This is a genomic window from Lapillicoccus jejuensis (assembly GCF_006715055.1).
GTDB classification, from domain to species: Bacteria; Actinomycetota; Actinomycetes; order Actinomycetales; family Dermatophilaceae; genus Lapillicoccus; species Lapillicoccus jejuensis.
In genome coordinates this window covers 2,384,415-2,396,033 of record NZ_VFMN01000001.1, presented here as the reverse complement: position 1 = coordinate 2,396,033, position 11,619 = coordinate 2,384,415, and the positions used below count along the sequence as shown (strand labels likewise).

The following is an 11,619-nucleotide window of genomic DNA, read 5'->3' as shown; positions in this document are numbered from 1 at the left end:
ACGGATGAGCACGATCACTACGGTCATGCGACGGGCCACGAACTACGACGACCCGGGCAGCCTCGGGTCGCGGCTGCGCGCCCGCCGCAGCGAGCTGCTGGTGCGCGAGCTCGCAGCGATCCACGCCGAGAAGGGCCACGTCGACGTCATCGACATCGGTGGCACCCGGTCCTACTGGAACGCGATCCAGGGCGACGTGCTGACGCGGTACGACGTCACCGTCACGGTGGTCAACCTCCCGGGCGAGCCGCACCCCGAGGACGACGACCGCTTCCGCTTCCGTGAGGGCAACGGGTGCGACCTGCAGGACGTCGCCGACCTCCAGTTCGACCTGGCCCACGCCAACTCCGTGCTCGAGCACGTCGGTCGGTGGCCCGAGATGCGGGCGTTCGCCGCGGAGGTGCGCCGGGTCGCCCGCGGGTACGTCGTGCAGACGCCGTACTTCTGGTTCCCCGTGGAGCCGCACTTCATGGCGCCGGTGTTCCACTGGCTGCCGGAGAGCTCGCGCGCCCGCCTGCTGCAGCGCCTCCCGCTCGGCCACAGCGGTCGCGCGGAGTCGCTCGACGTCGCGCTCTCGCGGGTCCAGTCGGCCACCTTGGTCGACGCGACGATGTTCCGGGCGCTGTTCCCGGACGCGCAGGTGCAGTTCGAGCGCCTCGCCGGCCTGCCCAAGTCGCTCATCGGCATCCGCTCGGCCACGGGCCCGTCCGCGCCCCGGCCGTGACCATCAGCGTCGTCGTCCCCGCCTACAACGAGGGGGCGGTGCTGGGCCGCCTCCTCGACGCCCTCGCCGGACCGGACGGCGGCGCCGGTCTGCAGGTCGTGGTGGTCTGCAACGGATGCAGCGACGACACCGAGGAGGTGGCCCGACGCCACCCGATCGCGGCCGTGGTCGTCAGCACGCCGGTCGGCTCCAAGCACGGAGCGCTGGTGCTGGGCGACCAACGAGCACAGGGCTTCCCGCGGTTCTACGTCGACGCCGACGTCGTCGTCACCGGTGACGGCGTACGGCGTCTCGCCGAGCAGCTGCACGGGGGTCGGCACGCCGTCGCCCCGGGGCGCGACCTGCGCACCGAACGCTCCGCGTGGGTGGTGCGGGCCTACTACGCCGTCTGGCAGCACCTGCCGTCGGTGCGCGACGGTCTCGTCGGACGAGGCGTCCTCGGCGTCGACGAGGAGGGGTTCGCGCGGATCACCCCGCGCCCCGACGTCCTGGGCGACGACCTGGTCGTCGACCTCGCGTTCGCCCCGCAGGAGAAGGTGGTCGACGACTCGGTGCGGGCCCGGATCGAGGCGCCCAGGACGGTGGGCGACCTCGTGCGCCGTCGCGTGCGGGCCCAGCAGGGCAACCGCCAGGTCGACCGCGGCCCGACCGGCGCGTCGCCGCGCACTGGAACCGGCCTGAGCGACGTGACCCGCACGGTCCGGCGCCGGGCCGCCTCACCGGCGCAGGCCGCGGTCTTCCTCGCGGTGACGCTCGTGGGGCGCACCCTGGCCGCGCGCCGCAGCATGGCGGCCGGCTGGTTGCGCGACGAGAGCAGCCGGGCGGCCTGAGAACCCCGGCTCACCGCTCCGCAGCCGCAGGACGCGAGTCCCCTTGCGGCACAGGGCCTCCGCACAGAGCTCGCACAGCGGCCGCGGATCTCCGGCTCCCCGCGATGGCCCGGAGCCCCTGCCCGACGAGCAGGCCGGCGCGGAAGCAGGCCGTGGCCAGGCGTCCGTGGTCGCGTCCGTAGAGGAGGACCTTGTTGCGCAGCAGCAGACCCCACAGCTGCGGCGACGTGCCGGAGGCCCCACCCTCGTGCGCACAGCGTGCGTCCGGCACGAACCGCACGGCGATGCCTGCTCGGCGGGCGCGCAGCATCAGCTCGGTCTCCTCGCTGTAGAGGAAGAACGACTCGTCCCACGGCCCCAGCACCCGACGGGCGTCGGCGCCGACGAGGACGACGGCACCCGTGGCCCAGTCGATGTCGTGCGCCCGCTCGTACACCGCCGGGTCGCAGACCGTCTCGCCCCACCCCATCCGTCCTGCGCACCCGCCGCCCAGCAGCGCCTCCGACCACGCGGTCGCCGGTCCCGGCCAACGGCGGAGGCTGGGGGAGACCGCGCCCCCCGGCGCCGTGATGACGGGCACCGCCAGACCCGCCCCGTCGTGCAGCGCCCCGACCATGGCGTCGACCGACCCCGGCGCCAGGACCGCGTCGGGGTTGAGCACGAGGACCGCGTCCACGTCCTCGGGCACGGCCTGCGCGCAGGCGAGGTTGATGGCGGCCGCGTAACCGAGGTTGCCCCCGGCAGGGAGGACGACGACACCCGGACGGGCGTCGACCGCGACCTTCGTCGTCGCGTCGGTCGACGCGTTGTCGACGACGACGACGGGGTCCAGACGCGTCGTCCGAGCCGCTTCCCCCAGGGCTGCCAGGCACGCCGCGACGACCGCCTCGCTCTGGTAGGTCACGACGACGACGCCGACGACCGGCGGGCCCGTCGGCGTCACGGGCGGAACCACGCCGAGCGGACCAGCCGGGCCTCCTCCTCGAGACCGCTGACCGACGTCGCGGACAGCCCTCTCCCGACGAGTCCGTCGAGGACACCCTCCACCATCCGCACCCGGTCGAAGCTCGTCGTGGGGCTGCCGCGCAGCGGGTCCGGCTCGAGACGCTCGTGCAGCAGGAGGATCCCCCCCGGGGAGACGGCGGAAACCGCATCCCGAGATACCTCTTCCCCGGATCTGTCCACCCAGTCCTGCGCGTCAGCGCTCCACACGCACACCTGCAGCCCCGCCACGCGCGCCGCGACGTAGCTGCGCACCGACTGCGAGCCGTACGGCGGTCGGAAGCGGCGCACCGGACTCCCGGTCACCTGCTCGAGCCGGTCACGGGCGGTGTCCAGGTAGGACCGCGCCTCCGGGTACGACATGGTGCTGACCCGCCGGTGGTCGTCGCCGTGCAGGGCCACCTCGTGACCGTCGTCGAGCATCCGGCGCACCAGGTCGGGCCGGCGCTGCGCCCGCAGGGCCAGGACGAAGAAGCTGGCCCGGACCCCGCGGGCCGCGAGCAGCTCGAGGAGGGCCGGCGTGACGGCGTCGTCCGGTCCGTCGTCGAGGGTGAGGGCGACGCGGTCCTCGCAGCGCGAGGAGCGGACAGACCCGACGACCGGCGCGAGGGGAGCGTCGACGACCGCGCGCACCGTGCGCCGACCCGTCGGACCCAGCCGGGCGTGCACCGACCAGGCGAGCGTGCGCGGGGCCCCGGTCGCCGTGCCTGAACCCGACGCCCGTCGTGCCGCCACCACGCCAGGAGGATAGGCCGAGGGCGCTTCGTCCCGTCGCCCTTTCGGCCGAACGGACGAGGGACGACACAACCGGCCCACCGTATGGTGGAGTCCGAATTGCCTGAGTTGTCGGCCTCCCCCTCCGGCGCTCATCTTGCACCACCCCCACCTCTCGGTTAGGTTCGCTGCGCTCGCGGAAGCGGCGGGAGCGCGCCTGGCAGGGACGTGAACCTTCCCCAACCCCACCCCCACCGCCGCCCCAGCGAGTCCTGCACCCGCCTCCCTCCGCCCACCCCACGGGCGGGGAGCCGTCCACCCCACGGACGGACCTCGACGGGGCGTCGACCCAACCCCGGCCCGCCTGGGCCCTGGAGCTCCCGTGAACCCCATCACCCTGAGAATCCGTCCTTCCCGCGCCGTCCTGGCGCTGTCCCTCGTCGCCGTGTCCGGCTCCCTCGCCGGGCTCTTCCCCGCGACGTCGGCGTCCGCCCTGACCCGCACGTCCTTCTCGGACGGCGGCGGCGCCACCTCCAGCACCCCGCAGGACGACGGCGACCCGGCTTCGGTCGAGGTCGGCGTCCGGTTCAGCACCAGCACCTCCGGCACGGTGACCGGTGTGCGCTTCTACAAGACCGTCGGCAACACCGGCACGCACGTCGCGAACCTGTGGAGCAGCACCGGGGCCCTCCTCGCCTCGGGCACGGTCACCACCGAGACGGCGTCGGGCTGGCAGAGCCTCAGCTTCGCCAAGCCGGTCAACGTCACCGCCGGGACGACGTACGTCGCCTCGTACTTCGCGCCCAAGGGGCACTACGCGACCAGCCAGTACGCCTTCAGCGCCGGCCGGACCCTCGGCGCGGCGCCGGTCACCGAGACGACGGGTGTCTTCCGCTACGCCGGCAGCAGCGCCTTCCCGAGCAGCTCGTGGCGGGACAGCACCTACTACGTGGACCCCGTGTTCGTCGCGGCCCCGTCCACTCCGACCCCGACGCCGACCCCGACGCCGACCCCGACGCCGCCGAGCACGACGTTCCCGACGCCGACCTCGGCGGGCTGGCAGCACACCGGCGTGACCCTCCAGCCCTACACGGGTCCGTCGACCATCACGACGCCCGGCACCGTCATCGACGGCAAGGACGTGCGCACCTGTCTCCAGATCGACGCGAGCAACGTGACGATCCGCAACTCGCGGATCCAGTGCGCGAGCGGCTCGTCGACCGGGGGCGGCACGATGATCGTCCAGCAGGGCTCCGCCTACAACGGCAGCGCGACCGGTCTGACGCTCACGGACGTCGAGATCACCCGTCCCGCCGGAAACAACGGTGGCGCCGACTACGGCGTGCTGCTCTACGGCCGGGGCGTGACGATGACCCGCGTCTACATCCACAACGTCACGAGCGGCGTCCACTTCTCGGGCTCCGGCGCGACCATCACCGACTCCTACATCGGGCAGCTGGTCAACATCTCCGGCCAGGACCACAACGACGCCGTCATCGCCAACGGTGGGGCGACCAACGTGGTGCTGAGGCACAACACGCTGGAGGTGCCGATCAACCAGACCACGCCGATCGCCATGTACCCCGAGGGCACGCCGAACTCGTACTGGACGATCAACAACAACCTGCTCAACGGTGGCGGCTACTGCATCTACCCGTCCTACACCAAGGGCTCGGAGCAGCCGAACCACCACATCACGGTGACCAACAACGTGTTCGGCAAGAAGTTCTTCACCGGCTGCGGCGCGGGAGGCCCGGTCAACACCGGCCCGAACGGCGCCCGGTTCAGCGACGGGGCCGCGAACGTGTGGTCCAACAACGTCTGGCAGGGCACCACCACCGCCGTGACGGCGAACTGAGCGAAGCGGGATCCGGTCCTCCCGGCCCCCTGCCTCCGTTAACCTGCCCGACGCCGAGCGTCGTGCCGGCGGAGGGAGGGGGTCGGTGACCGATCTCGGCTTCGCCTGCCACTGGGGCCCTGACCGGGACGCGGCCTGGTCGGGGACCCCTGTGCGTCTGCTGGGGGCGCTCCAGCCCCTGCTCGACGTGCAGGACCTCGACGTGACCCTCCCGCCGGCCGTGCGTCAGGTGCTCAGGGTGGCCTCGGCGAGGCGCACCCCGACGGGGTGGAGGAGCCACTGGCGCCACTCGCCCATCGGCGTGGCCGCGGTCGAGCGGAGGACCCGGGCCCTCGCTGCGAGGCGCGCGGCCGGTGCGCCCGTGCTCCAGGTGGGCGACCTGGCCCAGCTGGACCAGCCGTACTACCTCCTGCAGGACCTCTCCTACGAGCTGCTCCTGCAGGAGATGGAGGCCCACCCCACGGTGCCCCACTTCCGCACCCTCGACCGGCGCGACCTCGAGCGCCTGCACCGCCGTCAGCAGCACCTCTACCGACGGGCCACCGGGGTCCTCGCGATGAGCCGCTGGCTGGCCGACTCCGTCGTGCGGTCCGGGGCGGACCCGGCCCGGGTCCACGTCGTGAACCCGGGCGTCAACGTCCCCCTCGCCGACACCCCCGTCGCGGCACGCCGTCCGGGGGGCCGGGCCAGGCTGCTGTTCGTCGGGCGGGACTTCGACACCAAGGCCGGCGACACCGTCGTGCGGGCGTACGCGCTGCTGCGCGACCGCCTGGGCGACACCGTCACGCTGACGATCGCCGGCCCCAAGGCCCTTCCGGGCGGGCTGCCCCGACCGCCGGGGCTCGACGTGCGCGGGCCGTTGCCCGGGTCCGCCGTGCGCGACCTCTACGAGCAGCACGACCTGCTCGTCATGCCGTCACGCTTCGAGGGCTTCGGCATCGTCTTCGCGGAGGCCCTCTCGCGCGGGCTGCCCGTCGTCGGGCGCCGGGCCTGCGCGATGCCGGAGATCATCGACGCCGTCTCCGGGGGCCTCGTGGACGGGGACGACCCCGAGGAGCTGGCCGCCGTCGTCACGCGGGTGCTGGGCGACGACGCCGTGTACGCGACCTGCGCCGCCCGGGCCCCGGAGCGCCGCGAGCACTACACGTGGGGCCGCGCCGCCGCCCAGGTGGCCTCCGTCGTGGCTCCCGGGTCCCTCCCATTCCCGCCCTCGGCCACCTCCTCCTGATCTACCCTCGAGCCGGGGATCGCTGGGGTCCTCGGGGGAAGACAGGTTCACCGTGCTCACTTACTCGCTCACCCTGCTGAGACGACGGCTCTGGGTCGTCGTCCTGGGCATGGCGCTGTGTCTCGTGGCGGGCGCCCAGGTCCTGGTCTTCGTCCCGCCGGTCCAGCAGAGCGAGGCGTCGGTGCTGTTCGTGCCGTCGGCCAAGGAGCCGGGCGTCGCGGAGCCGACGAACCCCCTGCTCTCGCTGGGCGGAGCCGTGGCCATCGTCGCGTCCGTCGTGCAGGTCGCCGTGACCGACGACCAGACGCAGCTGAAGCTCGTCGGCGAGTCGGGTGCGTCGACGTACACGGTCGTCCCCGACCTCGGTGAGAACGCCGGCCCCGTCCTCATGGTCACCACCCAGTCCAAGGACGCCGCCGAGTCCCAGCGCCTGCGCGACGAGGTCGTGTCGGAGGTCCAGCGCGACCTGGCCTCGCTCCAGGCGTCCCAGAAGGTCAGCAGCGACCTGCAGATCTCGACCGTCGTGCTCACCCGGTCCCTCGAGCCCACGGTGATCCGCAAGGCGCAGATCCAGCTCGGCGTCGCGGTCGCCGCGGTGACCATGCTGCTCTGCCTCGGCCTCATCCTGCTGGCGGAGCACCGCTCGGTGCGCCGCCGGTCCCGCCGCGCCGGCCCCGCGTCCCCCGACGCGGAGGACGACCTCGACGACCGGACCCGCGAGCTGGCCGGCACCCGGTCCGGCGACGGCGCCGACGAGTCGGCAGGATCGCTCGCGCCGACCGTGCGGACCCGTCGACAGGCCCGCTCCGCCCGGCCAGCCCCGACCTCGCCGTCGACGGACGAGCCGGGTCCGGAGGACGGGGCCGAGCAGCGGGAGCCGTCGCGCGCCGAGCTGAACGTCCTGCGCTGACGCCGTGAGCGCCCCTCGCGCAGCCCGGCTCCGGAGCTACGACCAACCCGTCCTCATCGCGTACGTCGTCGTCCTGGTCAGCATCCCGTCCGAGCTGGTCGTCGGCCCGCTGGGTGCCGCCGGGACGCCCGCCGGCCTCGTGGCCATCGCGATGATGGTCTGGTGGGTCGCCAGCGCCGCGGTCGCCCCCCGACCGTCGTCGCCGAGCAACCCGGTCAAGTGGCTGCTGCTGGCCTTCGCCCTCGCCGTCCTCGTCTCCTACGTCGCGGGCATGGATCGTCCGGTCTCGACCGCCGAGGAGGTCAGCTCGGCCGACCGCGCGCTGCTGTCCCTCGTCGGGTGGTGCGGGGCCGTCCTCGTCATGGTCGACGGGACGACGACGCGCCGGCGTCTCGACGCGGTCCTGCAGACCCTGGCCGTCGGGGGCGGCCTCGTCGCCCTCCTCGGCCTGCTGCAGTTCTTCTTCGGCCTCGACGTCGCCCACCTCGTCCGCATCCCGGGTCTCACCCCGAACGGCGCCATCGGCGAGCTCATCGCGCGGTCGAGCTTCCGACGGGTGACCGGCACCACGGCGCACCCCATCGAGTTCGGGGTGGTCCTCGCCGCCCTCGCGCCACTCGCCGTCCACTACGGACGCTTCGCCGAGGACCTGCGCGTGCGGCGCCTGTCGTGGACCGCCGCGGTGCTCATGGCCGGCGCCATCCCGCTCTCGATCGCGCGCAGCGGCATCCTCGGGGCGGCCATCGCCCTGGCCCTGCTCTTCTTCACCTGGCCCGCCTCGCTGCGACGGCGGGTCCTGCTCGCCACGGTGGTCGGAGCGGCTGCCTGCTCCGTCGCCGTGCCGGGGCTGCTGGGCACCTTCAAGAGCCTGTTCCTCAACGCCGGGAGCGACCCGAGCACGGGGGGTCGCACCGACGACTACGGCCCGGTGCTGGCCTACCTCGAGCAGAGCCCCCTGTTCGGCCGCGGCATCGGCACCTTCATCCCGAGCCTCTACCGCACGCTCGACAACGCCTACCTGGGTCTGCTGGTCGAGACGGGGGTTGTCGGCCTGCTCTGCTGCGTCGTCCTGCTCGTGGGTGTCCTCGTCGTCGCGGCGCGGATCCGCCGCCGGTCGCGGGTGGGGCAGGACCGTGACCTGGCCCAGACGCTGCTGGCCGGCGTGGCCGTGCTGGCCGTGAACGCCGCGACCTTCGACCTGTTCGGCTTCTCGATGGCGGTGGGCGTGCTCTTCCTGCTCATCGGCGCCGTCGGGTCGCTGCACTCCCTGTCCGCGGCGCGCACGGTCCCCGAGCGGCCCCTGTCACGGCGGGCCGTCGCGGCGGTGTGCGCCCTCGGGCTCGGCACGGCCGCGGTCGCCGGGGTCACCGCGCACCTGGCCCGTCCCGAGTACCACGCGCTCGGCACCGCCATCGTCGTGCCCCCGAGCCAACCCGACACCCTGAAGGTGACGGGGGCCGGACGGGCGTCCACCGCGGTCAGCGTGCTGCTGCGGGTCGTCGAGTCCCCCGAGAACCGGGACAGCCTGTCCCGTCGGGGCGTCGGCGACTTCGAGATCGCCGTCGGGGACGGCAGCCTGATGATGGGGACCGACCGGACCGGCACCGGCGGCTCGGTCATCACCGTCCTCAGCACGGGGTCGAGCGCCCCGCAGGCGGAGGACGGCCTGCAGCTCGTCCTGGCGTCGATGCAGACCCAGCTCGACGCGCTGCAGCGCGAGGTGGGGGCCACGGGGCCGAGCGCCCTGTCACTGCAAGGCATCTCGACCAACCCGGCCTTCCCGGTGCGAGGGCGCCCCTCGCGCAGCATCGGTGCCGGGGCGGTCGTCGGCATCGTGCTCACCACGTGCGCCACGCACCTGCTGCGCCGCCGGCGTTCCGGGGACGGGCCACCCACGCCCTCCGCAGCAGCCGCGCCTCCGCGCGACCCGAGCCCGGCGGCGGTGCCCGCCCTGGTGCCGTGAGCACCGGTCCTCGGCCCGCCTGGGCCGACCCGCGCCGGTGGCGACGGACGGTGGTGATCTGCTCCGGCACCTCCTGGGACGGCGCCCGGCTGTCCGACCGACACCTCGCCGAGCAGCTCAGCGCCGACGGTCCGGTGCTGTTCGTCGATCCGCCCATGTCCCTCCTCACGCCCTACCGGCGGCCCGAGATCACGCGTCCCGACAACTGGCAGGGGCTGTCGCTCGTGCGCGACGGGTTGGCGCGGCTCACGCCGTTGGCCCCACCCGGGGTGAGCCGCCCGGGCGTCCGACGCCTGGCCCTGCTCGCGAGCCGCCGCGCCATGCGCCGGGCCACCACCGCCCTGGGCGGGGACGTCGAGGCGGTCGTGGTGGGATCCCTCGACGACCTCTTCGGAGCCTGTGGTGAGCGAACCCGCGTCCTGTGGGGCACGGACGACTTCGCCGCCGCCGGGGCCCTCATGGGCCTCTCCCCGCGCTGGCTGGCTCGCCGCGAGGCGGACCAGCTGCGCAAGGCGGACGTCGTCACCGCGGTGTCCGACGAGCTCGCCCAGCGGTGGCGGGCGCGGGGCGTCGAGGTCGAGGTCGTGCCGAACGGGTGCGACACCGCGCACTACGCCGACGTCGACGAGACACCTCGGCCGACCGACGTCCGCCTCCCCGGACCGGTCGCCGTGTTCATCGGGCACCTCTCGGACCGGATCGACCTCGACCACCTCGTGGCCGTCGCCGACACGGGTCACTCGCTCCTGCTGGTCGGCCCGCGACAGGCGACCTTCGAGCTGACCCGCCTCGATGCGCTGCTCGCCCGTCCTAACGTGCAGTGGGTCGGCCCCCGCCCGTTCGAGGAGCTGCCGTCGTACCTCGGCCTCGCCACCGTGGGCCTCACGCCCTACGCCGACTCGCGATTCAACCGGGCGAGCTTCCCGCTCAAGACGCTGGAGTACCTCGCGGCCGGGCGACCGGCCGTGACGACGGACCTACCCTCGGCCCGTGCCCTGGGGACGCCGCTGGTGACCATCGCGCACGACCCGGCCGACTTCGCCGCCCACGTCCGCCGCCTGCTCGAGCAGGGGCCGGGACCCGGGTTCGCCGACCGGGCCAGGGCGTACGCCGCCCAGCACGACTGGTCGGCCCGAGCCGGGGACCTCGCCCGTCTCATCGGCACGGACGACCGAGTCGACAGCCACGGACCGGGAGGTGCCGGATGAGCCGGACCGATGCGACACCCACGAGCCTGACGGACCCCGCGGCGGACCCCGCAGCACCCACCCCGGGCCGGGCCCGCCTCGAGCACCTGGACGGGGTGCGGGCGCTGGCGGCGCTCTACGTCCTGCTGCACCACATCTGGATCACCATCTGGCCGGCCTACCCCGTCAACGACGGACCGGTGTGGGTCGGGTGGCTCCTCTACGGTCACCTGTCGGTCAGCGTGTTCATCGTCGTCTCCGGGTTCTCGCTCGCCATCGCGCCGGCCCGGTCCGGGTGGCGGTTGCGCGGTGGCGTGAGGACGTTCGTGCGGCGACGGGCCTGGCGCATCCTGCCGACCTACTGGGCCGCTCTCGCGTTCTCCTGTCTCGTCTTCGGCGTCGTCACCGCCGACCTCACCGGCGACAAGGTGAGCCTCAAGGCCGTCGTCGTGCACGGCCTGCTCCTGCAGGACGTCGTCAACAGCCCCAAACCCAACGGCGCCTTCTGGTCGATCGCCGTCGAGTGGCAGATCTACTTCCTCTTCCCGCTCATGCTCTGGGTGCGCCGCCGCTTCGGCACCCGGGGACTGGTGTCGCTGGCCACCGTCGTGGTGGTCGGCGCCTACCTCGGCGCGACCACGGTCGAGCCGTTGCACCGTCTGCTCAACCTCACGCCGCAGTTCGCGCTGCTCTTCGCCTTCGGCGTGGCGGCCGCCACCGTGCTGCAGTCTCGCGTGACCCCCGCCCGGCGCCGCGGGCTGTCGCGGGTGGCCGTGGTCGGGGCCGGTGCCCTCGTCGTGGGGATCGGCGTCCTGGGTTCGGCCCGCGTCGACGAACAGTACTTCTGGGTCGACCTCGCGGCGGGCGCCGTGACGGCCGTCGCCCTGGCCGCCCTCGCGTGCGGAGGTCTCCCGCGGCTGTGCGCGGTCCTCGGGTCGCGACCGCTGCGCTCCGTGGGTCTCTTCTCCTACAGCGTGTACTGCGTGCACCTGCCGATCCTGTGGCTGGTGTGGCATCTCTGGCTCGCATCGCTGCGGGTGTCCCCGATGGCGCACTTCCTGCTGCTGACCGGCCTCGGGGTCCCCGTCGCCCTGGTGGGCTCGTGGGTGTTCTCCCTGGCCTTCGAGAAACCGTTCCTCACCCACCGGTCCTTCCGCGACTGGCAGGCGCTGCTCTCCCGGCGGACCACCCGGCCCTGACCGC

Annotated in this window: 10 protein-coding genes; 8 read left to right on the top strand and 2 right to left on the bottom strand. The window is 73.6% G+C overall.

What is annotated here, in order from left to right; translation table 11 throughout:
• The first annotated feature begins 4 nt into the window (after positions 1-4).
• Both FB458_RS11350 and FB458_RS11345 read left to right on the top strand, forming a co-directional pair.
• On the top strand, positions 5-724 hold the full coding sequence (locus FB458_RS11350; RefSeq protein WP_141848585.1) for a class I SAM-dependent methyltransferase: 720 nt from the start codon (positions 5-7) through the stop codon (positions 722-724).
• Positions 721-1,554 carry a glycosyltransferase family 2 protein gene (locus FB458_RS11345; RefSeq protein WP_170185653.1) on the top strand — a complete coding sequence of 278 codons (834 nt, stop codon included), beginning with the start codon at positions 721-723 and terminating at the stop codon, positions 1,552-1,554. Before FB458_RS11350 ends, FB458_RS11345 begins: the two co-directional genes overlap by 4 nt.
• 10 nt (positions 1,555-1,564) lie before the next feature.
• On the opposite strand, the gene FB458_RS11340 is transcribed toward FB458_RS11345, so the two are convergent.
• Positions 1,565-2,497, bottom strand: coding sequence for a glycosyltransferase family 2 protein (locus FB458_RS11340; protein WP_141848583.1), 933 nt, complete (start codon positions 2,495-2,497; stop codon positions 1,565-1,567).
• Positions 2,494-3,294 carry a polysaccharide deacetylase family protein gene (locus FB458_RS11335; protein WP_170185652.1) on the bottom strand — a complete coding sequence of 267 codons (801 nt, stop codon included), beginning with the start codon at positions 3,292-3,294 and terminating at the stop codon, positions 2,494-2,496. Before FB458_RS11335 ends, FB458_RS11340 begins: the two co-directional genes overlap by 4 nt.
• Before the next feature lie 358 nt (positions 3,295-3,652).
• On the opposite strand from FB458_RS11335, the gene FB458_RS11330 reads away from it, so the two are divergent.
• The 6 genes from FB458_RS11330 to FB458_RS11305 all read left to right on the top strand — a co-directional run bounded on the left by FB458_RS11330 (position 3,653) and on the right by FB458_RS11305 (position 11,615).
• Complete coding sequence (locus tag FB458_RS11330) at positions 3,653-5,128, top strand: DUF4082 domain-containing protein (RefSeq protein ID WP_170185651.1); 1,476 nt, start codon at positions 3,653-3,655, stop codon at positions 5,126-5,128.
• 85 nt (positions 5,129-5,213) lie between these two features.
• Positions 5,214-6,356, top strand: a complete 1,143-nt coding sequence (locus FB458_RS11325) for a glycosyltransferase family 4 protein (protein ID WP_141848580.1) — start codon at positions 5,214-5,216, stop codon at positions 6,354-6,356.
• Positions 6,357-6,408: 52 nt separating this feature from the next.
• A complete protein-coding gene (locus FB458_RS11320) occupies positions 6,409-7,266 on the top strand; it encodes a YveK family protein (protein ID WP_141848579.1) in 858 nt (285 codons plus the stop codon).
• Positions 7,267-7,270: 4 nt separating this feature from the next.
• Complete coding sequence (locus FB458_RS11315; protein ID WP_141848578.1) at positions 7,271-9,229, top strand: O-antigen ligase family protein; 1,959 nt, start codon at positions 7,271-7,273, stop codon at positions 9,227-9,229.
• The gene (locus FB458_RS11310; RefSeq protein ID WP_141848577.1) at positions 9,226-10,437 is read left to right on the top strand and encodes a glycosyltransferase; all 1,212 of its coding nucleotides are present in this window, start codon (positions 9,226-9,228) and stop codon (positions 10,435-10,437) included. Before FB458_RS11315 ends, FB458_RS11310 begins: the two co-directional genes overlap by 4 nt.
• On the top strand, positions 10,434-11,615 hold the full coding sequence (locus FB458_RS11305) for an acyltransferase family protein (protein ID WP_141848576.1): 1,182 nt from the start codon (positions 10,434-10,436) through the stop codon (positions 11,613-11,615). Before FB458_RS11310 ends, FB458_RS11305 begins: the two co-directional genes overlap by 4 nt.
• Positions 11,616-11,619 lie beyond the last annotated feature (4 nt).